The following is a 21,790-nucleotide window of genomic DNA, read 5'->3' as shown; positions in this document are numbered from 1 at the left end:
CTCACCAGGTCGTCGGGAGGTTCGGGGCCGGCTGCGTGGACGGCTCGACGCGGAACGTCTTGAGCACCTGGGTCATGATCTTCTGGAATGTGGGGGCCGCCGCCGCGGAAGTCTTAATAATATCCGGCTTGACGAAGCTCACGAGGACGACGTACTGGGGGTCCTCGGCCGGCGCCATGCCCGCCACCGAGACGACGCGCTCCGAGGTGTAGACGCCGCCTACGGCCAGCTGGGCCGTTCCGGACTTCGCGGCGACGCGATAGCCCGGAATCGTGAGCTGCTCGGAAAGCCCGCCGCCGCTCGCAACCGTCTCCATCATGGCGAGGACCTGGTCGGCAGTCGACTTCGAGACGACCGTGACGGGCTCCGGCTGCTCGTCGATGATCTCGGTGCCGTCAGGAAGAGTGCAGCTCTTGACGAGCCGGAGAGGCAGCCGCACGCCGTCATTGGCGAGAGCCTGATAGGCCCCGGCGAGCTGAGCGAGAGTGGATGCGACGCCCTGCCCATAGGAGACGTCGTACTTCTGCTGCGAATCCCAGTAGTCGCTCAGGATGCCGTAGCCCTCGCCCTGGAACCCGACCGCAGTCTGCTCACCCATCCCGAACTTCTTGAGATAGTCGTAGCGCGTCGAGTTGGAGAGCTTCGACGACAGCATCGAGATTCCGACATTGGAGGAGGTCTGGATCACTCCCGTGAGTGTGAGGTTCTGCGTTGGATGCGGAGCCGCATCCCGCACCTGACCGCCCTCAGGCGTATCCCATAGCGCAGGCACCGTCAGCTGCGTGCCCGGGGAGGCCGCACCCTCCTCGATCAACATCGCCGCGCTGAGCGGCTTGAAGGTCGAGCCCTGCTCGTAGCTCGCGGAGAACGCGGCGGCGCCCAGGTATTCGATCGGCGTCGCATCCACGTTGTTGGGGTCCACGGCGGGCCAGTCGGCAGCCGCCATGATGTGGGCGTCCTTGACGCGCACGACCATTGCCGATGCGGAGTCGGCGCCGATGGCCGTCGCCTGTTCTGCAAGGCGCTGCGACACGAACCACTGGAGGTCGCTATCGATCGTGAGATTGAGGGTGCCGCCGTCGATGGCCTCCTGCGTCACGACCGTGCTGCCCGGCAACCGCACGCCGTCGACCCCCCGCTCATAGGTCGAGGTGCCGTTCTGACCGCCGAGGCAGTCGTTCTCGGTGTACTCGAGTCCGTTCTGCGGGCCGTCTGTGCCCTCGAAACCCACGAGGTTTCCCGCGACGGCACCGTTGGGGTAGGTCCTGTCGGGCAGCGATTCGAAGTAGAGCCAGGGGATGCCGAGAGCACGCACCGCCCTGTACTGCTCCGTGTCGAGATCCTTTGCGAGGATCTCGTAATTGGAGTCAGGGTTGGTCGTGATCGTCAGGTACATCTCCGAGGCGTTTCCCCCTGTGATGGCCGCGATCTCCTCGAGCGCATCGAGCGTTGTCACCTCCTCGACCTGACCATCCTCGGTCTCGCGGTCGAAGGAGTCACCGACGATCTTCGGGGCGACCGTCACGTTGTACCGCAGCACCGTGTCGGCGAGGATCGTGCCGTTCGCGTCGAGGATCTGCCCGCGGATGCCGTAGGTCGTGGTCTCGACGGCCCGCTTGTTGACCGACTCCGCATTCAGTTCGTTGGCCCGCACCACTTGGAAATCGACAAGACGCACCACGAAGACCGCCATCAATGCAATCGTGGCAAGGATTGCCAGGGAAAGTCGCCTACTCGCCACTCGCCTGTCGCTCACACGTCACCTCCCCGCTTGACCACGCGTCGCCCGAATGCTCACTGCGTCACCGGCGCGGGTATTCCGTTCGGGAACGACGGTACCGAGGCATCCGCCGCCACGCCGGGCGCCACGCCCGCCTCCTCTGTTCCCGCGGCCGCATCCGCATCGGCGGCCGCCTGTGTGACGAGCAGGCCGCCCATGTCAGGTACCTCGCCGATCAACTCGTTGGCAATGAGGAGCGTGCCGTTCTCGCCGACGACGCTGCCTGCACCTTCGCTCGCCGGCTTCGGCACTCCGAGCACGGCGCCCGTGGCAAGGCTCAGGTAGACGGCGCTCTCGTTGGCCACCATGCCGAGTGACTCCGCGCGGGCCGCCAGGTTCTGGGGAGAGTTCAGCACGTCAAGTTGCTCGCTCAGGATCTGCTCGTCCCGGCTGAGCTCTTTGCGCTCCGCCTGCAGCGCCGCGATCTCGTAGGCGCCGTCGGCGAGAGCGATGCTCAGCAGCAACTGCGAGACGAGCACCGCGAAGAGCCCGCCCACGACGATCATCGCGTAGGCGAGCCGAGGTCGGGCGCGCCGCTGCTCGCGCGAAGGCGCGATCTCGAGGTAGGGGGCTGGGGCTGCCGGCCGCGGGGCGGGGGTGACTACGGCGTGTGCGTTGCTCATGCCGCACTCCTCACACGTTCGGCGGCACGAAGTCGCACGGGAATGGACCGGGGGTTGGCTGCGCGCTCCTCCTCGCTTGCGAGCTCGGCGCCCCGCACGAGAAGTCGCAGCTGGGCAGCGTGCTCAGGCAACTCGACCGGAAGACCAGCAGGCGTGCTGGAGGACGACAGGGAGGCGAGGTAGCGCTTGACGAGCCTGTCCTCGAGCGATTGATACGCCAGCACGACGATGCGACCCCCCACAGCGAGCCGCGCTACAGCGGCCGGGATGGCCCGCTCGAGGACGGCCAGCTCCTGATTGACTTCGATCCGCAGGGCCTGGAATACGCGCTTGGCCGGATGACCCTTCCTCTGGATCGCCGCGGGTGTCGCCTCTGTGATGATGCGGACGAGCTGTGCCGATGACGTGAGCGGGGCAGTCTCCCGCGCCCGCACGATCCGCTGCGCGTACCGCGGGGCGAGCCGCTCCTCGCCGTATTCGCGGAAGATCCGGCGCAGCTCCGCCTCGCTGTACTCCGCGAGCACGCGCTCCGCCGTCAGCTCCGAGGTCGCGTCCATGCGCATGTCGAGGGGCGCGTCCTGCGAATACGAGAAGCCGCGCTCCGTGCGGTCGAGTTGCAGCGAGGAAACACCGAGGTCGAAGAGGATGCCCTGAACCTCGCTGATACCCAGTCCCTCCAGGGCACCCGCGATCTCGTCGTAGACGGTGTGCACAAGGTGGACGCGGTTCCTGTGGGCCGCGAGCCGCTCGCCCGCGATGGCAAGAGCATCCGTGTCCCGGTCGAGGCCGACGAGTGTCAGCCCGGGGAAGCGTTCGAGGAGCGCCTCGGCATGCCCGCCCATGCCAAGCGTCGCGTCGACGATGACAGCGCCGGGGCGACCGAGAGCGGGTGCCAGCAGCTCGATGCAGCGCTCGAGCATGACAGGAGTGTGGATCGCAGAGTTATCGGTCATAAGAGTTCCGGGAGCCCCCGTGGCCTGATCCCCATCCGACTCGACCTGCCGCCGGGGAAGTGCGGCAGGGCGTTCGGCTGGGAGTCACGCCCAGGGAGCTAGAAGAGTCCGGGAATCACCTCCTCCGTCGTGTCGGCGAAGGCGCTCTCCTGCTCGGAGTAGTACGCCTCCCATGCGGCCGTGTCCCAAATCTCGGCCCGGTTGCCCACGCCGATGACCGTGAGTTCACGGTCGAGTCCGGCGTAGGAGCGCAACGCTGCGGGGATCGTGACGCGATTCTGGCTGTCAGGAACCTCGGACGCCGCTCCCGAGAGGAAGAGGCGCATGAAGTCGCGCGCCTGCTTTCCCGTGACGGGCGCCTGGCGCATCTTGTCCGCGAGTTCCTCGAACTCGCGCGTGCTGAAGACGTAGAGGCACCGCTCTTGGCCGCGAGCGAGCACCACTCCGTTCTCCAGTTCAGGCCGGAACTTCGCGGGCAGGATGACGCGACCTTTGTCGTCGAGCTTCGGCGCGTAGGTGCCAAGAAACATCCCCGGCACCCCCTTCCGACTCCGGCCCAGCTTCAGGTTGGCTCCACTTTACTCCACTCTCATCCACCAAACAAGGATTTTGGGCGCGATTTCGAGCAGTGAGGCTCCGAAAGGCCCCGAAATACGGGCGAAAACCGCGGTGGAGGAGGGTGGAGGGAAATTGCGGCAGGAGGGCACAAAAAAAGCCAGCCCCGAAGGGCCGGCTGTGATTATCGGGCGGCGTGCCTAGAAAAGGACTCGATCGCCCGTGACACTACGTGTCACGACGCTCCATGGCAGCCATCAGCACGATGGAACCTGCGGTGGACCGAGCTGCCTGCGGTGGGCTCAGCGGTCGCCCTGGCGACGCTCCCAGCGTTCAGTCATGCGGTCCATGAAGCTCGTGGAGCGCCCGCGGGAGGGGCTTGAGATTGTCTCTGCGGGACCCACGGAGTTTCGCGGTGGAGAGATCGCGAGGAGTGCACCGACGAAGACGACGACGAAGCCGAGTGCCCCCACAAGAGGCTGCTTGATGAACACCCCGACGATGATGGCCGCGATTCCCAGGATGGCGATGAGCACGCCGATGATGAGAAGCCGGTAGTTCGGGCGGCCTCGCCGAGGACTCACGGTAGACACGAAATCGGCGTCGTTCTGATAGAGGCTCCGCTCCATCTCGTCCAGGAGACGCTGCTCACGTTCCGACAGCGGCATGATGACTCCTCCCGGCGAATCAGATCAACTGCCTGCCAATTCTATGCTGCACTCGCTGACTAGGCTATATGCGTGACTGAGAGTACGCGGATAGTTGACCGAGTGCAGACCTCCATCGACCGCATACTCGACGATCAAGCTGCCCTACTCGCCGAGGTCTCCCCCGATCTCGCACCTTTCGTCGACGCCTCCCGCGAGCTCCTCGCTGGCGGCAAGCGCTTCAGGGCGCAGTTCTGTTACTGGGGCTGGCGCGCCGGCGGCGGCGACCCCGGTTCAGAGCTCCAGGCCGTAGCATCCGCCGCGACGGCCCTCGAGTTCTTTCATGCCGCGGCTCTTGTCCACGACGACATCATTGACAACTCCGACACGCGGCGCGGGAAACCCGCCGCGCATCGACGCTTCAAGGCAATGCACGCCGCGGAAGGCTGGAGCGGGGATGCCTCGTCCTTCGGTCGTTCCAGTGCCATCCTGCTCGGCGATCTCCTCCTCGGCTGGAGTGACGAGATCCTCGACGACGGCATCCAGAGCCTCAGGGACGTTTCGGCAGCGCGCGCCGCACGGCGCGAATTCAATCGCATGCGCACCGAGGTCACGGCAGGCCAATATCTCGATGTGCTCGAGGAGCACTCTTGGCGATCCTGGGCGGATGACCTGCACCTCGAGCGTGCCCAGCGCGTCATCGTCTACAAGTCGGCGAAGTACAGCGTCGAGGCGCCCCTCCTCATCGGAGCCATGCTCGGGGGCGGAAGCCTCGGGGTCGCGGAAGGCCTCCGCGGCTTCGGGCTGCCTCTCGGGATCGCCTATCAACTACGCGACGACCTCCTCGGGGTATTCGGAGATCCGACGGAGACGGGAAAGCCCTCGGGCGACGATCTCCGCGAAGGCAAGAGGACCGTGCTGGTAGCACAGGCAAGGCGCCGTCTCTCCGCCCCGTCGGCCCGGCTCCTTGACGAACTGTTGGGTGATCCCGAACTGAGCGACGAGCAGGTGCGAACGCTTCAGTCGACCCTTCGCCAGAGCGGTGCGGTCGAGGACGTCGAGCGGGCGATTGCGAGGAACGCCGACCGAGCCCGTGCCTCACTGGCGGACTGCGAAATCGACGCCGTCACCCGAGGGCAGCTGCTGGCCCTCGTGGAGGCCGTTACGCAGCGGGTGGTGTAGCTCCGCGGGTAAGAGCTCAGGCGAGCGCCTGGGCCACCCGCCGAACCTCCGCCTTGCGCCCCGCCCGAAGAGCCTCGATGGGAGACGTGCCGAGACTCTCCTCAGGTGCCAACAACCAGTCGATTGCCTCGTCGTCGCTGAAACCGTTGTCGGCGAGGACGATGAGCGTGCCGCGCAACTCCGAGAGCGGCTCGCCATCACGGATGAAGGGCTCGGGGACCTGCCATACACCGTCGATGCGGCGAGCCGCGAGACTGCGGTCCTCGATCAGGCGACGAACCTTGCTCACGCCGAGCCCGAGAATCTCGACAAGGTCGGGGATGGTCAACCAGCGGATGTCTGGAGCGGTATTCACAGTCAAAGCCTGTCAGAAATCCCCGCCGCACGGCGAGACCGCCGGGGTGCGGAGAAGGGGGGAAGCCGAGCGCGATGTTACATGCTTGTAAACTTCTTTCACAGTCGTCACGCTAGCCACGATGATTGACATCCGTATGGTTCTGTGTCACGTTGTCGTACGTCGCTGCACGAGCCGCTCATCACCGATCGAGACCGAATATGACTGCCACCTTCGACCGACGCATTCGCAACCGCCTGCAGCTCGGGCGCCCGCGTAACGCCAAGGTCTCACTCTCGACCGTCCCGCTCGTCATCGCGTCGTCGCTCGCCATGAGCATGAACCTCAGCGGCCCCATCGTTCTCGACCGAGACGGGGGCAAGGACAGCGGGGACGAGAGGACCCCGTCCCACCTTCGCGACAGTGCCCGCTCGGCCTTCGCGTCCGTCAGTCACGCCCCCGCTCACGCGTCGCCGACCCCTGCGGGACAGTTCGCTACAGCATCGACCTACTCAGGCCCCGCGACCTACACTGTGCAATCAGGCGATTCCGTCAGCGGCATCGCAGGACGATTCGGACTTTCCACCGCATCCGTGCTCGCCATGAACGGGCTGGGCTGGAAGTCCGTCATCCACCCGGGGCAAGTGCTGGTACTGGCCAAGAGCGCTGGCCCCGTCGCCGCGGCGCCCCTCGCTTCCGCTGCCGGCAGCAGCTACACGATCTCGCGCGGCGACACGATCAGCGGCATCGCCGCGACCTTCCGCGTCAGCGTCCAGTCGATCCTCTCGGCGAACGGGCTCAGCATGGGGTCCATCATCTACCCCGGGCAGCGGATCGTCATTCCCTCTTCCCCCGCGGCCGCCGACACGGCCGTCGCTGTCGGCGTCGCCCCTGTCACGAAGTACACGATCGTCGCCGGCGACACCATCACGTCGATCGCGAACACACTGGGCGTGAGCGTGCAGGCCCTGCTCTCGGCCAACGGCCTGACCACGACGAGCACGATCTACGCGGGCGCCTCCCTCGTCGTCCCCGCTGTGCAGCCAGCAGGCACGGTGCCCGCGACCTCCAGCACCGTCGTGCCCATGACGAGCGAAATGGAGGGCCACGCGCGCACCATCGTGGGCGTCGGTCGAGCCCTCGGTGTCAGCGACTACGGGCTCGTCATTGCTCTCGCAACGGCGGCACAGGAGTCGACCCTGCGGAATCTCGACTGGGGCGACCTCGACTCGGTCGGACTCTTTCAGCAGCGGCCGAGTGCGGGATGGGGAACCGTCAGCCAGCTGACGACCCCCGACTACGCAGCCCGACTCTTCTTCGGCGGTCCGAGCAATCCCAACGCGGGAATCACCCGGGGACTCCTCGACATCCCCGGGTGGCAGTCCATGACCGTCACACAGGCTGCCCAGGCCGTGCAGATCTCGGCCTTTCCCGACGCATACGCCAAGTGGGAGACGTCGGCGCGGGCGTGGCTTGCGCAGATCGGCTGAACGCACCAGGAGCCTTTCGCCTTCTGCACCCAGAGGCGTTTCACGCCGCGGTCGGAGACACCCCCGACTCTAGACTTGAGCGGTGAGCAATGTGAGTTCGGACCCGATGATCGGCCGTCTGCTCGACGGCCGATATCAGGTACGCTCCCGCATCGCGCGAGGCGGTATGGCGACCGTATACCTCGCTACCGACCTGCGACTCGAGCGGCGCGTCGCCATCAAGGTCATCCACCCTCACCTCGCCGACGACGCACAGTATCGGGCTCGCTTCATCCAAGAGGCCCGTTCCGCCGCACGCCTGGCCCATCCCAACGTCGTGAATGTCTACGACCAGGGCCAGGACTCCGAGACCGCCTATCTCGTCATGGAATACCTGCCGGGGATCACCCTGCGCGACCTCCTCAGCGACCACCAGGTGCTCACGACCGAGCAGGCGCTGGACATCATGGAAGCCGTCCTCAGCGGTCTCGCCGCCGCACACCGCAGCGGTATCGTCCACCGAGACCTCAAGCCCGAGAACGTGCTCCTCGCGGACGATGGGCGCATCAAGATCAGCGACTTCGGACTAGCCCGTGCGGCATCCGCCAACACGGCCACAGGGAATGCGCTCCTTGGCACGGTGGCATACCTCTCCCCCGAACTCGTCACCCGCGGCGTCGCGGATACTCGCAGCGACATCTACGCCGTGGGGATCATGCTGTACGAAATGCTCGCCGGGCAGCAGCCCTATCGCGGTGAGCAGCCCTTCCAGATCGCACAACAGCATGCGAATGACACTGTGCCCACGCCGAGCACGCGCAACCCTGCCGTACCTGCCGAGCTCGACGAGCTCGTGCTGTGGGCCACCGCGCGGGACCCCGAGCAGCGCCCCCACGACGCGAGCATCATGCTCTCGGAGCTGATGGACATCCAACGCCAGCTGTCCGGCACGCAGGGGCACCAGGGACCGCAGCCCACCATGGTGCTGCCCATGGCCGTCGGAGGAACCGACGCGACGCAGGTCATCGCCCCTGTCAAAGCTCAGCGGGCTGAGCCCTCCAACAGCCCGACCGTCGATGCTCTCGCTGCACAGAGCCAGCGGCGGCGCACACGAGGCGCCTGGCTGCTGGGGCTCGTCCTGCTTCTCGCCGGTGTCGCTGCGGGCGCCGGATGGTATTTCGGCGCCGGCCCTGGCTCGGCCGTCGCGGTGCCGGATGTGGCAGGCCTCACTGTCGAGGAGGCCACTGCGGCCCTCGAAGAGCAGGACCTCGTCGTCTCTGCCGAAACAGCAACCGCGCACCATCCGGAGATACCCGTCGACCACGTGGTGGGAACAGATCCGCCGCAGGGCACCGCCCTCGACCACGGCGCCACGGTGACCCTCGTCGTCTCGCTCGGACCGGAGCAGCTTCCCATCCCCACTCTCGTCGGCCTCGCCGAGGATGAGGCTATCCGCGTCATCGAGGAGTCCCGCTTCACCGCGGCTGCCCCGCGCTACGTTTTCCACGGCTCGGTCGCCGAGGGCGTTGTCGTGCAGGCGCTCGGCGAGGGCGACGTCGATCTCACAACGCTTCCGAGCTACGGCGAAGGACAGCAGGTCACCCTTGTCGTGTCGCTGGGAGCGATTCCGGATGTTGCTGGCCAGACAGTCGAGGAGGCCAAGGCCACCCTCGCGGCCGTCGGGCTCACGGGGGTCGAGGCCGCCGAAGAGTTCCACGACACGATCGAGGCGGGGCGCGTCATCCGAGCGCAGCCGCAGCAGGACCAAGCCGTTGTCCCCGAGGGTGGCACGGTCAACCTCATCCTCTCGAAGGGCGTCGAGCAGGTGCCCGTCCCCGACATCGAGGGTGCGACATGGCGTACGGCGCGTCAGCAACTCACGGATGCTGGCTTCGCAGTCGAGTTCCGCAACCCGATCAGCGAGTTCCTCTCCGCGGTGCCCGACAACGCGCGGGTCACCTACGTCGACCCGCCCGCGGGAACGCCCATCGACAAGGGCTCAACCGTGACCGTCGGACTCGCTGCCGGCTGAGCGGGGGCACGCCCCCACTCAGCCTCAGCGGTAGCTACTGGGTGCTGGCGCTGAGTTCCTCGGCGAGGAGGAACGCGAGCTCGAGCGACTGCATGTGGTTGAGCCTCGGGTCGCACAGTGACTCGTAGCGCGTCGCCAGGGTCTCCTCGTCGATGAACTCCGACCCGCCGAGGCATTCGGTGACATCGTCGCCCGTGAGCTCCACGTGGATGCCGCCAGGGTGCGTCCCCGCGGCTCGGTGAGCCTCGAAGAAACCCTTGACCTCATCCATGACATCGTCGAAGCGACGCGTCTTGTAGCCCGTCGGCGTCGTGATGCCGTTGCCGTGCATCGGGTCCGTGACCCACAGTGGCGTCGCATCCATCCCCTTGATGGCCTCGAGGAGGGGCGGCAGGGCGTCGCGGATCTTGCCGGCACCCATGCGCGTGATGAAGGTGAGGCGCCCCGGCTCGCGCTCGGGGTCGAGCTTGTCGATGATTTGCTCCATGACCTCGGGCGTCGTGCTCGGGCCCAGCTTGACACCGATGGGGTTGCGAAGGCGCGAGAAGAAGTCCATGTGTGCGCCATCGAGCTCGCGAGTGCGCTCCCCGATCCAGAGGAAGTGCGCCGAGGTGTTGTAGGGGGTTCCTGTGCGCGAGTCGATTCGTGTCATGGGGCGCTCGTAGTCCATCAGAAGGCCCTCATGGCTCGAGTAGAACTCGACCCGCTTGAGTTCGTCGAAGTCCGCTCCAGCGGCCTCCATGAACTTGATGGCCCGATCGATCTCGCGAGCCAGCGCTTCGTAGCGCTTGTTGGCCGGGTTGGAGGCGAAGCCGCGGTTCCAGCTGTGCACCTCGCGCAGGTCGGCGAAGCCGCCCTGCGTGAAGGCGCGGATGAGATTGAGGGTCGACGCGGAGGTGTGGTAGCCCTGCACCAGCCGGCGGGGATCCGCCTCCCGGGACTCAGGCGTGAAGTCGTAGCCATTGACGATGTCGCCACGGTACGCGGGAAGGGTGACGTCGCCACGGGTCTCGGTGTCGCTTGACCGCGGCTTCGCGAACTGTCCCGCCATCCGACCCATCTTGACGATGGGCATGGAGGCTCCGTAGGTGAGCACGACGGCCATCTGGAGAATCGTTTTCACGCGGTTGCGGATCTGCTCCGCCGTCGCGCCCGCGAAGGTCTCAGCGCAGTCGCCTCCCTGGAGGAGGAACGCGCGACCCGCTGCGGCATCGGCGAGACGACTGCGCAGCTGGTCGACCTCACCCGCGAAGACGAGCGGGGGCAGCGCCGCGATCTCAGCCGAGGCGGCACCGACGGCATCTGCATCGGGCCACTGCGGCTGCTGCTTGATGGGCAGCGTGCGCCAATAGTCGAGACCCGCGACCACTGAGGGATCAGCATGTACGACGGTTTCTTCTGACGACTTAGCCACGGGTGGTTCCTTCGAAGTGCAATGAAAATCCGGGTGCCTCGACCCGGTTGAGCCAGCTTAGCCGACTACGGGCCATCGTCTGAGCCCGACGGTATGCCCCTGCTCAGAGCGTCAGCGACTCAGACTGCCGCGCTTCTCCTTGACGGAAGACGCATACACGTCTGAGTACTCCTGCCCGCCGAGACGCATGAGTTCGTAGACGATCTCGTCTGTGATGGCCCGCAGAATGAAGCGATCTCCCTCCAGCCCCTCGAAACGGGAGAAGTCGAGCGGCTCGCCGATGATGACACCGACGCGGCGGACCTTAGGAATGCGGGTGCCGATCGGCATGACCTTCTCGGTGTCGACCATGACGACGGGGACAACCGGCACGCCCGCCTCCAGGATCATGCGCGCGACACCCGTGCGGCCGCGATAGAGCTTGCCGTCCGGACTACGAGTTCCCTCTGGGTAGATGCCGAGCACCTCGCCGCGGGCGAGAACCCCGAGCCCGGTGTTGAGCGACGCCTCGGAAGCCTTGCCGCCCGAACGGTCGATCGGCAGCATCCCGGTCGCCGTGAGAAAGTTCCTGATGGCCCAGCCCTTAATGCCTCGCGCCGTGTAGTAGTCGCTTTTCGCAAGGAAACTGATGCGGCGATCCATGACGAGCGGCAGGAATACCGAGTCGATGAAGGAGAGATGGTTGCTCGCGAGGATGACCCCGCCCGTCTTCGGAATGTTCTCGTGACCAAGCACCCAGGGGCGGAAGACGGTACGCAGGATGGGACCCGCGATGAGGTTCTTCATGAACCAGTAGAACATCGATACCTCTCTACGGGGATGGCTCGAACACTCTAGCGCGAGCGCCAGTGGAGCCGTGCGAGGTCTGCCGCCCCCACGACGCCCGCGTCGTTCACGAGCTGTGCCGTAACGAACTCGGGTTCAGGGTGGTAGCCGCGGGCGGGGAGGTGGGCGAGATAGGCCTCGCGCACCGGTTCAAGCAGGAGCTCGCCGGCCGCGGCGACTCCCCCGCCGAAGACGAAGAGACGCGGGTCGAGCACCGCGCTGAGGGAGGCACAGGCCTGCCCCAGCCACCCGCCGAGCTCCCGAAGCGCCTGCCGCGCGCCGGGGTCTCCCGCCGTGATCAGCTGCGCGACATGCTCTCCCGCGAGCTGCCCATGGTGCTCTCGGAGCTCAGCGAGGCGCAGACCGATTCCCCCCACGTCAGCGATGTCGTTCGCCATCCGAAGGAGAGCCCGTCCCGAACCGTACTGTTCGATGCATCCGCGCGAACCGCAACCGCAGGGCAGGCCACCCGGAACGACTCGAAGATGACCCAGTTCGGCGCCGGCACCGAAGCCTCCGCGCAGCAGGCGTCCGCCCACGACGACGGCGCCGCCGACGCCCGTGCCGATCGTGAGCATCGTCATGTCCGAGACCCCACGACCCGCGCCGAAACGATACTCGGCCCAGCCGGCGGCATTGGCGTCGTTATCGATCGTGATATCGAGGTCAAGCTGGGCCTGAAGCCGGTCGCGGAAGGGTTCGTTGCGCCAGTTGATGTTGGGGGCGTAGTAGACGGTCGACTGCTGGTCGTCGATAAAGCCCGCCGCCGCCACGCCGGCCGCGGTGACCTCCTCGCCCTCCGCGAGACGCGTGATCATGCCGACAACGACATCCACGATGGCCGAGGGATCACCCGCCGGCGTGGGGACGCGATCGGTGCGGAGGATCGTGCCATCCTCCGCGACGAGGGCGCCCGCGATCTTCGTCCCGCCGATGTCGATTCCGACAGCGTGCATCAGGTGTCCTCGCTTCTGGGCTCGGGGGTGGATGCTGCGCGCGGCGGTCTAGTGCGATGCGCGACAACGGACCTCTGGCGGGTCCTCGAACAAGTGTAGGGAATCCACCAGCACCTCGGGATGACGCTGCTCCACCCGGTACTCTGGATCGAATACCCGCACCCTCTGAGGTACCGAAGGAGTTGCCGTGAAAGAGTACAGCGCGCCCGCGTTGGTGGAGGCCGATCCCAACGCGAACACCACCGACCTTCTCGTCGACCGAGTCAAGCAGACGCCCGACAAGGCGCTCTTCGCGATTCCCATGCCCGACGGTACGTGGCAGGATGTCACGTCCCGCGAGTTCGAGCGTCAGGTCATCGCACTAGCGAAGGGCTTCGTCGCGGCGGGAATCGAGCCTGGAGAGCGCATCGCTCTCATGGCGAAGACCCGCTACGAGTGGACACTCATCGACTTCGCGGCGTGGTACGCGGGCGCCATGCTCGTGCCGATCTACGAGACATCCGCCCCCGCTCAGATTCAGTGGTACCTCACCGACTCCGAGGCCGTCGCCTTCTTCGGAGAGACCCCAGACCACTTCGCCCGCTTCGACGAGGTGCGCGCCGACCTTCCCGGAATCCGCAACGTCTGGCAGATCGACCTCGGAGACATCGCGAAGCTCAGCGCCGCCGGCACGGGGGTGAGCGACGAGGAGATCGAACGTCGCCGCACGCTCGCCAAGGCCGATGACATCGCGACCCTTATCTACACCTCCGGCACTACGGGCAAGCCCAAGGGCGTGCGGCTCAACCACTCGAACTTCTACGAGCTGGCACGCAACAGCCGCCTCGACATTCCCGAGGTCATGCACTCGGACTCGAGCACCGTGCTTTTCATCACCCTTGCGCACGTGTTCGCCCGCTTCATCTCCGTCCTGAGCATCCACGGCGGCGTCAAGGTCGGCCACGAGCCCGACACCAAGAAGCTGCTGCAAGCGCTCGGCAGCTTCCGCCCCACCTTCCTTCTCGCGGTGCCCCGCGTTTTCGAGAAGGTGTTCAACGCCTCCGAGCAGAAGGCGGAGGCCGGAGGCAAGGGCAAGATCTTCCACGCCGCAGCAGCCACTGCGATCGAGTATTCGAAGGCGCTCGACGCGGGCAAGGTGCCGCTGGGACTCAAGCTCAAGTTCGCCGTGCTCGACCGCCTCGTGCTGTCGAAGTTGCGGGACGCGATGGGCGGCCGCGTCGAATACGCCGTCTCCGGGTCGGCGCCCCTCGGCCTGCGCCTAGGACACTTCTACCGCGCCCTCGGCCTCACGATCCTCGAGGGCTACGGTCTCACCGAGACCACGGCCCCCGTCACCGTCAACAAGCCCTCGCGCTTCAAGATCGGCACGGTCGGACCAGCGATTCCTGGCAACGCGGTGCGTATCAGCGAGGACGGCGAGGTGCAGGCGAAGGGCGTCAGCGTCTTCGCGGGCTACTGGAACAACGAGCAGGCGACGAAAGACACCTTCGACGGCGAGTGGTTCAAGACGGGCGACATCGGCGAACTCGACGACGACGGCTACCTTACGATCACGGGTCGCAAGAAGGAGATCATCGTCACGGCCGGCGGCAAGAACGTCGCGCCCGCCGTGCTAGAGGACCCGATCCGCGCGAACCCGATCATCGGACAGGTGATCGTGGTCGGCGACCAGAAGCCGTTCATCTCGGCGCTCATCACCCTGGACGAGGAGATGCTGCCCGTCTGGCTCAACAACGCAGGCGAGGATGCCACCATGAGCGTTGTCGAGGCGGCGAAGAACCCCAAGGTGCTCGCAGAGATCCAGGGCGCGATCGACACCGCCAACACCGCGGTCTCGCGCGCCGAGTCGATCCGCAAGTTCACGATCCTCGAGAAGGAGCTCACAGAGGCGAGCGGACACCTCACGCCCAAGCTCTCGATCAAGCGTGACGTGATCCTGCGCGACTTCGCGGGCGTCATCGAGGGGATGTACAACGAGTCCCCCGCGACGGAGGGTATCTCCGTCTCCGGTTGATCCGCGAGCGAACGCACGAGGGGCCCGCATGCCGAGCATGCGGGCCCCTTCGCCGTTCAGACGGCGAGACGAATTTAGAACCAGTCGGACTCGCGGATCGCCCTCATAGCCTCACGCTTGGTCTCCTTGTCAAGACCGTCGATATAGAGCTCGCCGTTGAGGTGGTCGGTCTCGTGCTGGAGCGCCTGCGCCATCGTCCCCGTCCCGCTGAGCTCGATGACGTTGCCGTCGAGGTCGACGCCGCGCACCCTCGCGAAGGGATAGCGTCGGCGCTTGAAGTAGAAGCCCGGAACTGAGAGGCAGCCCTCATCGATGAGCTCTGGCTCACCCGAGACCTCGACCAGCTCGGGGTTGATGACGTAGCCGATATCGCCGTCGACGTTGTAGCTGAATACGCGGAGGTTGACCCCGATCTGGGGCGCGGCGACGCCAGCACGCCCGGGCACCTTGACCGAGTCGATGAGATCCTCGACGAGGCCGCGCACATCATCCCCGGGCCGCACCGGGTCCGAGACGGTCTTCAGCACTGGATCGCCGAAGTACCTGATCTGTCGCTCGGTCATCTTCTGTTTTCCTCCTGGGCGGTCATTCGGTGCGACGCGCGGGCAGGCCGTCCATGACGAGGGCCGCGAGGCGACGGGCGGCCTCGCGCGTGAGCGGCTTGAGCCGCGAATAGTCGATAACGGATCCCGCCGCGAGTTGCGGATCGTAGGGAATACGGACGATTTCTCGCACTCGAGATTGGAAGTGCGACTCGATCTCGTCGAGCTTGATGAGGTTGGTGGCCTGCGTGGCCGTGTTGAGAGCCACGACGGCGTTGCGCACGAGATCCGCATAGCCGTTCGACTCCAGCCAAGTGAGGGTCTCGGAGGCGAGACGGGCCTCGTCGACGCTGCCACCCGAGACGATCACGATCGAGTCGGCGCGCTGCAAGGTGGCCCGCATGACCGAGTGGACGATTCCCGTGCCGCAGTCCGTCAGAGCGATCGAGTAGAAGCGTGCCGCGAGGTCCGCGACCACGTTGTAGTCGTTCTCATCGAAAGCCTCCGAGAGCAGGGGGTCGGTGTCAGAGGCGAGGATGTCGAGCCGCGTGTCGTCGCGCGAGACCATCGTCGAGAAGTCGTTGAAGCTTGTGATGGATGCCGCCTGGGTGACGACGTCCCGCACGGTCGAGCGGGTCTGCTTGCTGACCCGCTCGGAGAGAGTGCCGCGGTCGGGGTTGGCGTCGATCGCGATGATGCGGTCTTCGCGCACATCGGAGAGCGCCATGCCGAGCAGGGTTGTGACCGTCGTCTTGCCGACGCCGCCCTTACGAGTGAGGACGGGCACGAAGCGCGTGCCACCCTCGAACTGCTTGTCGATGCGGGCATCCAATTCCTTGCGTTCCCGCGCCTTGGGCGAATCCCCGAGGTTCACGAGGTGAAGGCTCGCGGCGTAGACGAAGGCGGGCCAGGCGCCCTCGGGAGCGGCTCGCTTGCGCTTCTTGACGTCGATCAGCCGGTCGGCCGTAAGCATGTTCGCCGATTCGGGGGTGCTCGAGATCTCGCCCCTCAGCCGCTCTCTCCGGCTCTGCCGCTCGTGAGCCTGCGCATCCTGCTCGGGGATGTCGCGCGCGGGCAGCGGCGGTACCTCGACCGCGTCGACGGGAGACTCCTCCTCGTCGCTGCGATCGATCAGCACGGGATCAACACTGATGGAGACGTTCGCCGCTTCGACCCCCGTCAGGATGTTCGGCGTGACGGGTTCCGCGCTGATCGTCACGGCGAGCTCGTCCTCCGGAATCGTTCGCACCTCTGCCGGCAGGTCGACACTCACCGTGAGGGTCGATGTCGGCTCCTCGGAGTCATCGTCGGAGTCATGGAGCAGCACCGACTCGGCGAAGCTCGGGGCAGGGGCGTCCTTCTCCGCGGCACCGGGGTCATCAGCGGAATCTGACCCGGCGAGCGGGTCCGACGCATCACGGGGGGATGTCACGGGCGGATTCCTTTCGCTGAAGGCAACTCTCGAGACTACCAAACGCTCAGTCGGCGCCGATCTCGAGCAGGAGGTCACCGCCCTCCACGGGCGAGGTGGCCTTGACCGCGAGCCGGCGCACGACGCCCGAGATGCCCGCCGTGATGGCTGCCTCCATCTTCATCGCCTCGATCGTTGCGACTGCCTGACCAGCCTCCACCATGGCCCCCTCCTCCACCTGGAGGGTCACGACGCCCGCGAAGGGGGCCGCGACGTGGCCGGGCTTCGAGGCATCCGCCTTCTCGGTCGACCGCGTCTCGACCGTGATGCTTCGATCGCGGATGAAGACGGGGCGAAGCTGTCCGTTCATGGTCGTCATGACAGTGCGCATGCCCTTCTCATCCGCGTCGCCAATCGCCTCGAGGCCGACGTAGAGGCTCACGCCCTTCTCCATCTCGACAACGTGTTCCTCGCCCTGCCGGAGGCCGTAGAGGTAGTCGACCGTGTCGACGACGGAGAGATCGCCGAACTGCTCCCGCACTTCCGCGAACTGCGCGGCCGGGGCGGGGAAGAGCAGCCGGTTGAGCCGCTCCCGGCGCTCCTCCGGCGAGCCGGCCAGCGCCTCGCGATCTTCGTCAGAGAGCTCGTTCACCCCGACGCGCACGGTGCGTCCCTCCAGCACGCGACTACGGAAGGGCTCCGGCCATCCGCCCGGAAGATCACCGAGCTCGCCCGCCATGAAGCCGATGACGGAGTCAGGGATGTCGTACTTCTGCGGATTCGCCTCGAAGTCGGCCGGATCGGCGTCGGCGGCGACGAGGGCCAGGGCGAGATCACCCACGACCTTCGACGACGGCGTCACCTTGGGCGGGCGACCGAGCATGGCATTTGCGGCCGCGTAGGCGTCTTCGATCCGCTCGAACTGGTCGCCGAGGCCGAGCGCGATCGCCTGCTGACGAAGGTTGCTGAGCTGCCCGCCGGGGATCTCGTGGTGGTAGACGCGACCCGTTGGCCCGGGAAGACCGGACTCGAAGGGGGCGTAGACGTCGCGCACGGCCTCCCAGTACGGCTCGAGGTCCGAGACACCCGCGAGCGAGAGCCCCGTGTCGCGCTCCGTGTTCGAGAGCGCCGCGACAAGAGCCGACATGGAGGGTTGGCTCGTCGTGCCCGCCATGGGGGCGGATGCGACATCCACCGCATCCGCGCCGGCACGGCTCGCGGCCAGCAGGGTCGCCAACTGGCCGCCGGCCGTGTCATGCGTGTGCACGTGGACGGGCAGGTCAAAGCGCTCGCGCAGGGCCGAGACGAGGGTCTCCGCCGCGCCTGCCCGCAACAGTCCCGCCATGTCCTTGATCGCGAGGATGTGCGCGCCCGACTCAACGATCTGCTCCGCCAGTCGGAGGTAGTAGTCGAGCGTGTAAAGGTTCTCATCGGGGTTCAGCAGATCGCCCGTGTAGCAGAGCGCCACCTCCGCGACGGAGGTGCCCGTCTCGAGCACCGCGTCGATCGCGGGACGCATCTGAGAGACATCGTTCAGGGCGTCGAAGATGCGGAAGATATCGACGCCCGTCGCCGCGGCCTCGCGCACGAAGGCATCCGTCACCTCCGTCGGATAGGGCGTGTAGCCGACCGTGTTGCGACCACGGAGGAGCATCTGGATGGCGACGTTCGGGAGAGCCTCGCGCAGGGTTGCGAGCCGCTCCCACGGGTCCTCGCCGAGGAAGCGCAGGGCAACGTCGTAGGTCGCCCCGCCCCACGCCTCGACCGAGAGCAGCTGGGGCGTGAGCCGGGCGACGTAGGGGGCGACGGCCGCGAGATCGCGCGTGCGGACGCGGGTCGCGAGCAGTGACTGGTGGGCGTCCCGGAAGGTCGTCTCCGTCACCGCGAGGGCCTTCTGCTGCCGAAGGTCGGTAGCGAAACCGGCCGGCCCGAGCTCCAGCAGGCGCTGGCGCGAACCTGCGGGTGCGTCCGTCGAGAGATCGACCTTGGGAAGCTTCACGGCGGGGTTGAGCGCACTGTCCCCGGCTCCGTGCGGCTGGTTCACCGTGACATCCGCGAGCCAGTTCAGGATCCTGGTGCCGCGATCGCGCGTCGGATGAGCGTGCACCAGGTGCGGGCGCGTGTCGATGAAAGCCGTGCTGACATCGCCCGCAACGAACTGCGGGTCCTCGAGCACGCCCTGAATGAAGGGGATGTTGGTGGAGACGCCGCGGATGCGGAACTCCGCGAGACCACGGCGGGCCCGGCTCACGGCAGAGGGAAAGTCGCGGCCCCGACACGTCATCTTGACGAGCATCGAGTCGAAGTGGGGGCTGATTTCCGAACCCGTCGCGACCGTGCCGCCATCGAGACGGATGCCGCTGCCTCCCGGTGAACGGTAGGTCGTGATCTTGCCCGTGTCGGGGCGAAAGCCCTGGGCGGGGTCCTCGGTCGTGATGCGGCACTGGAGGGCGGAGCCGTGCATCCGCAGCTGCTCCTGCAGGAGCCCCAGCTGCTCGAGCGTCTCCCCCGCAGCGATCCGCATCTGCGACTGCACGAGGTCGACATCCGTGATTTCCTCCGTCACCGTGTGCTCGACCTGGATGCGCGGGTTCATCTCGATGAAGACATGCTGGCCCGCGCGCTCCCCCTCCGTGTCGAGGAGGAACTCGACCGTGCCCGCGTTGATGTAGCCGATCGACTTCGCGAAGGCGACCGCGTCGCGGTAGAGCGCCTGCCGGATCGACTCGTCGAGATTCGGCGCCGGCGCGATCTCGACGACCTTCTGGTTGCGGCGCTGGATGGAACAGTCGCGCTCGAAGAGGTGGACGGTCTCCCCCGTCGCATCCGCAAGGATCTGCACCTCGATGTGGCGAGGACGCAGCACCGCCTGCTCGACGAACATCGTGGGGTCGCCAAACGCGCTGTCGGCCTCGCGCATCGCCTCCTCGAGGGCCGGGCGCAACTCCTCACGCGTGTTGACCCGCCGCATGCCGCGGCCGCCTCCTCCCGCAACCGCCTTGGCGAATACGGGGAAACCGATCTCGTCCGCCGCCGAAAGGAGCACCTCGATGTCGGTCGTCGCGGGCGACGAGGCGAGCACGGGCACGCCCGCCGAGATCGCGTGCTCCTTGGCGGTCACCTTGTTGCCCGCCATCTCGAGCACGCTCTCGCCGGGGCCGATGAAGGTGATGCCCGCCGCAGCGGCCTCGCGGGCGAGATTCGGGTTCTCCGAGAGGAAGCCGTAGCCGGGATAGATCGCGTCTGCCCCGCTCAGCTTCGCGACCCGGATGATCTCCGAGACATCCAGGTACGCGCGGACAGGGTGCCCCTTCTCACCGATCTGGTAAGCCTCGTCTGCCTTCTGCCGGTGCAAGGAGTTCCGGTCCTCATACGGGTAGACGGCGACCGTGCGGGCCCCCAGTTCGTATGCGGCCCGAAACGCCCTGATCGCGATCTCGCCACGGTTGGCCACAAGAATCTTGGAGAACATCCTGCCCCTTTCGGCACGGCACTGCACACGGGTACATCGCGGACACGCAGGGCAGCCGCGATGGTGGTTGCCTTCAGACTACTGAAGGTAGAGTTTCGTGTTGTGCATGTACTCAGCGTGAGCTCCCTCAAGGGAGGCGTCGGCAAGACGACCGTCACGCTCGGCCTCGCCTCGGCATCCTTCGCCAAGGGGCTGCGCACCCTCGTCGTCGACCTCGACCCCCAGTCGGATGTCTCGACCGGCATGGACATCAATGTCGCAGGTCATCTCAACATCGCCGACGTGCTCGCCTCCCCCAAAGAGAAGGTCGTGCGGCAGGCGATCGCACCGAGCGGCTGGACCAAGGGGCGGCCGGGCAAGGTGGATGTGCTCATCGGCAGCCCCTCGGCCATCAACTTCGACGGGCCGCATCCGAGCATCCGCGACATCTGGAAGCTCGAAGAGGCACTCGCGAACGTCGAGGACGACTACGATCTCGTGCTAATCGACTGCGCCCCCTCACTGAACGCCCTGACCCGCACCGCGTGGGCTGCGAGTGATCGCGTCACCGTCGTGACGGAGCCGGGGCTCTTCTCGGTCGCGGCCGCCGACCGCGCCCTCCGGGCGATCGAAGAGATCCGACGGGGTCTCAGCCCCCGCCTGCAACCGCTCGGCATCATCGTCAACAGGGCCCGCGTGCAGTCGCTCGAGCATCAGTTCCGTATCAAGGAACTGCGCGACATGTTCGGTCCACTCGTTCTCAGCCCCCAGTTGCCCGAGCGCACCTCGCTCCAGCAGGCTCAGGGCGCCGCCAAGCCCCTACACATGTGGCCCGGCGAGAGCGCGCAGGAGATGGCTCGAAACTTCGATCAGCTGCTTGAACGCATCATGCGGACGGCCGGGCTGGTCTAAGGCGCTTCGGACCGATCGCTGCGCTCGCTACTCGAGCCGCGGCACGGTCGTTGCCCGAAGGAACACCGCCCGCGATACGCGCTAGGAGGCGCGGGATGCCCGGCGAGCCGCGAGCTCGTCGAGCGCCTCCGGCTTATCGGTCTCGAGGTCGACGAGACTCGTCTCGACCTCACGCAGGACCTTGCCGACGGCGATGCCGAAGACGCCCTGTCCCCGGTTCACGAGGTCGATGACCTCATCGTTGGACGTGCAGAGGTAGACGCTCGCGCCGTCGCTCATGAGCGTCGTCTGCGCCAGGTCGTTTACGCCGGCCTCCCTCAACTGATTCACTGCCGTGCGGATCTGCTGCAGTGAGATTCCCGTGTCAAGAAGTCGCTTGACCAGCTTGAGGACGAGGATGTCGCGGAAACCGTAGAGCCGCTGCGATCCCGAGCCTGCCGCGCCCCTGACGGTGGGCTGCACGAGCTCCGTGCGAGCCCAGTAGTCGAGTTGACGGTAACTGATGCCCGCCGCTCGGGCGGCGACGGCACCGCGGTAGCCGGCGGCGTCGTCCAGGTCGGGAAGCCCGTCTGTGAAGAGGAGGCCGAGGTCGTAGCGAGAGTCCTCGTTCTTGCTGCTGAGTTCGCTCATCTCGCTGTGCCTTCCACGTGGGTCTCTGACGCCTCATGACCACGGGACGGTGGCCGGGAG

General features: G+C 66.5%; 18 protein-coding genes. 5 read left to right on the top strand and 13 right to left on the bottom strand.

Going from position 1 to position 21,790, the window contains the following annotated elements:
• Position 1: 1 nt before the first annotated feature.
• The 5 genes from OH146_RS00620 to OH146_RS00600 form a co-directional block, all read right to left on the bottom strand.
• Positions 2-1,693, bottom strand: a complete 1,692-nt coding sequence (locus tag OH146_RS00620) for a peptidoglycan D,D-transpeptidase FtsI family protein (protein WP_265156342.1) — start codon at positions 1,691-1,693, stop codon at positions 2-4.
• Positions 1,694-1,794: 101 nt separating this feature from the next.
• Entirely contained in the window at positions 1,795-2,403 is a 609-nt protein-coding gene (gene ftsL, locus OH146_RS00615) for a cell division protein FtsL (RefSeq protein WP_265156340.1), read from the bottom strand.
• A complete protein-coding gene (rsmH, locus tag OH146_RS00610) occupies positions 2,400-3,356 on the bottom strand; it encodes a 16S rRNA (cytosine(1402)-N(4))-methyltransferase RsmH (protein WP_265156338.1) in 957 nt (318 codons plus the stop codon). The genes ftsL and rsmH overlap by 4 nt, the downstream gene beginning before the upstream one ends.
• 98 nt (positions 3,357-3,454) lie before the next feature.
• Positions 3,455-3,886, bottom strand: a complete 432-nt coding sequence (gene mraZ, locus OH146_RS00605) for a division/cell wall cluster transcriptional repressor MraZ (protein ID WP_265156335.1) — start codon at positions 3,884-3,886, stop codon at positions 3,455-3,457.
• A 327-nt stretch (positions 3,887-4,213) separates the two neighbouring features.
• Positions 4,214-4,579, bottom strand: coding sequence for an SCO2097 family morphological protein (locus OH146_RS00600; RefSeq protein ID WP_265156333.1), 366 nt, complete (start codon positions 4,577-4,579; stop codon positions 4,214-4,216).
• A 72-nt stretch (positions 4,580-4,651) separates the two neighbouring features.
• Here OH146_RS00600 and OH146_RS00595 point away from each other — a divergent pair, with 72 nt between their 5' ends.
• The gene (locus OH146_RS00595; protein WP_265156331.1) at positions 4,652-5,740 is read left to right on the top strand and encodes a polyprenyl synthetase family protein; all 1,089 of its coding nucleotides are present in this window, start codon (positions 4,652-4,654) and stop codon (positions 5,738-5,740) included.
• A 16-nt stretch (positions 5,741-5,756) separates the two neighbouring features.
• Here OH146_RS00595 and OH146_RS00590 read toward each other — a convergent pair whose 3' ends face one another.
• Positions 5,757-6,101 (bottom strand): Rv2175c family DNA-binding protein, encoded by a 345-nt coding sequence (locus OH146_RS00590; protein ID WP_372508442.1) that lies wholly within the window; start codon positions 6,099-6,101, stop codon positions 5,757-5,759.
• 194 nt (positions 6,102-6,295) lie between these two features.
• On the opposite strand from OH146_RS00590, the gene OH146_RS00585 reads away from it, so the two are divergent.
• Both OH146_RS00585 and pknB read left to right on the top strand, forming a co-directional pair.
• Positions 6,296-7,564 carry a LysM peptidoglycan-binding domain-containing protein gene (locus tag OH146_RS00585; RefSeq protein ID WP_265156327.1) on the top strand — a complete coding sequence of 423 codons (1,269 nt, stop codon included), beginning with the start codon at positions 6,296-6,298 and terminating at the stop codon, positions 7,562-7,564.
• 82 nt (positions 7,565-7,646) lie between these two features.
• On the top strand, positions 7,647-9,575 hold the full coding sequence (gene pknB, locus OH146_RS00580) for a Stk1 family PASTA domain-containing Ser/Thr kinase (RefSeq protein ID WP_265156325.1): 1,929 nt from the start codon (positions 7,647-7,649) through the stop codon (positions 9,573-9,575).
• Positions 9,576-9,609: 34 nt separating this feature from the next.
• Here the strand turns inward: pknB and OH146_RS00575 are convergent, their stop codons facing one another.
• From OH146_RS00575 to OH146_RS00565, 3 genes are all read right to left on the bottom strand, one after another.
• Entirely contained in the window at positions 9,610-10,944 is a 1,335-nt protein-coding gene (locus tag OH146_RS00575; protein WP_265160567.1) for a class II 3-deoxy-7-phosphoheptulonate synthase, read from the bottom strand.
• Between the two features lie 156 nt (positions 10,945-11,100).
• Positions 11,101-11,790 (bottom strand): lysophospholipid acyltransferase family protein, encoded by a 690-nt coding sequence (locus OH146_RS00570; RefSeq protein WP_265156323.1) that lies wholly within the window; start codon positions 11,788-11,790, stop codon positions 11,101-11,103.
• 32 nt (positions 11,791-11,822) lie between these two features.
• A complete protein-coding gene (locus OH146_RS00565) occupies positions 11,823-12,770 on the bottom strand; it encodes an ROK family glucokinase (protein ID WP_265156321.1) in 948 nt (315 codons plus the stop codon).
• A 187-nt stretch (positions 12,771-12,957) separates the two neighbouring features.
• Between OH146_RS00565 and OH146_RS00560 the strand changes: the two genes are divergently transcribed.
• Complete coding sequence (locus OH146_RS00560) at positions 12,958-14,784, top strand: AMP-dependent synthetase/ligase (protein WP_265156319.1); 1,827 nt, start codon at positions 12,958-12,960, stop codon at positions 14,782-14,784.
• A gap of 74 nt (positions 14,785-14,858) precedes the next feature.
• On the opposite strand, the gene def is transcribed toward OH146_RS00560, so the two are convergent.
• The 3 genes from def to OH146_RS00545 are packed head-to-tail and all read right to left on the bottom strand — an operon-like array spanning position 14,859 to position 20,209.
• Positions 14,859-15,347 carry a peptide deformylase gene (def, locus tag OH146_RS00555; RefSeq protein WP_265156317.1) on the bottom strand — a complete coding sequence of 163 codons (489 nt, stop codon included), beginning with the start codon at positions 15,345-15,347 and terminating at the stop codon, positions 14,859-14,861.
• A 22-nt stretch (positions 15,348-15,369) separates the two neighbouring features.
• Positions 15,370-16,758, bottom strand: coding sequence for a MinD/ParA family ATP-binding protein (locus OH146_RS00550; RefSeq protein WP_265156314.1), 1,389 nt, complete (start codon positions 16,756-16,758; stop codon positions 15,370-15,372).
• A gap of 46 nt (positions 16,759-16,804) precedes the next feature.
• Entirely contained in the window at positions 16,805-20,209 is a 3,405-nt protein-coding gene (locus OH146_RS00545; protein WP_265156312.1) for a pyruvate carboxylase, read from the bottom strand.
• Positions 20,210-20,311: 102 nt separating this feature from the next.
• Here OH146_RS00545 and OH146_RS00540 point away from each other — a divergent pair, with 102 nt between their 5' ends.
• Positions 20,312-21,100: a ParA family protein gene (locus OH146_RS00540; RefSeq protein WP_265156311.1), complete on the top strand. Its 789-nt coding sequence runs from the start codon at positions 20,312-20,314 to the stop codon at positions 21,098-21,100.
• Positions 21,101-21,181: 81 nt separating this feature from the next.
• Here the strand turns inward: OH146_RS00540 and OH146_RS00535 are convergent, their stop codons facing one another.
• On the bottom strand, positions 21,182-21,730 hold the full coding sequence (locus OH146_RS00535; protein WP_265156310.1) for a MerR family transcriptional regulator: 549 nt from the start codon (positions 21,728-21,730) through the stop codon (positions 21,182-21,184).
• Positions 21,731-21,790: the final 60 nt, after the last annotated feature.

The sequence above is a fragment of the Homoserinimonas sedimenticola genome (assembly GCF_026094475.1).
In the GTDB taxonomy this organism is placed as follows: Bacteria; Actinomycetota; Actinomycetes; order Actinomycetales; family Microbacteriaceae; genus Homoserinimonas; species Homoserinimonas sedimenticola.
This window is presented reverse-complemented; position numbering and strand designations above follow the sequence as displayed.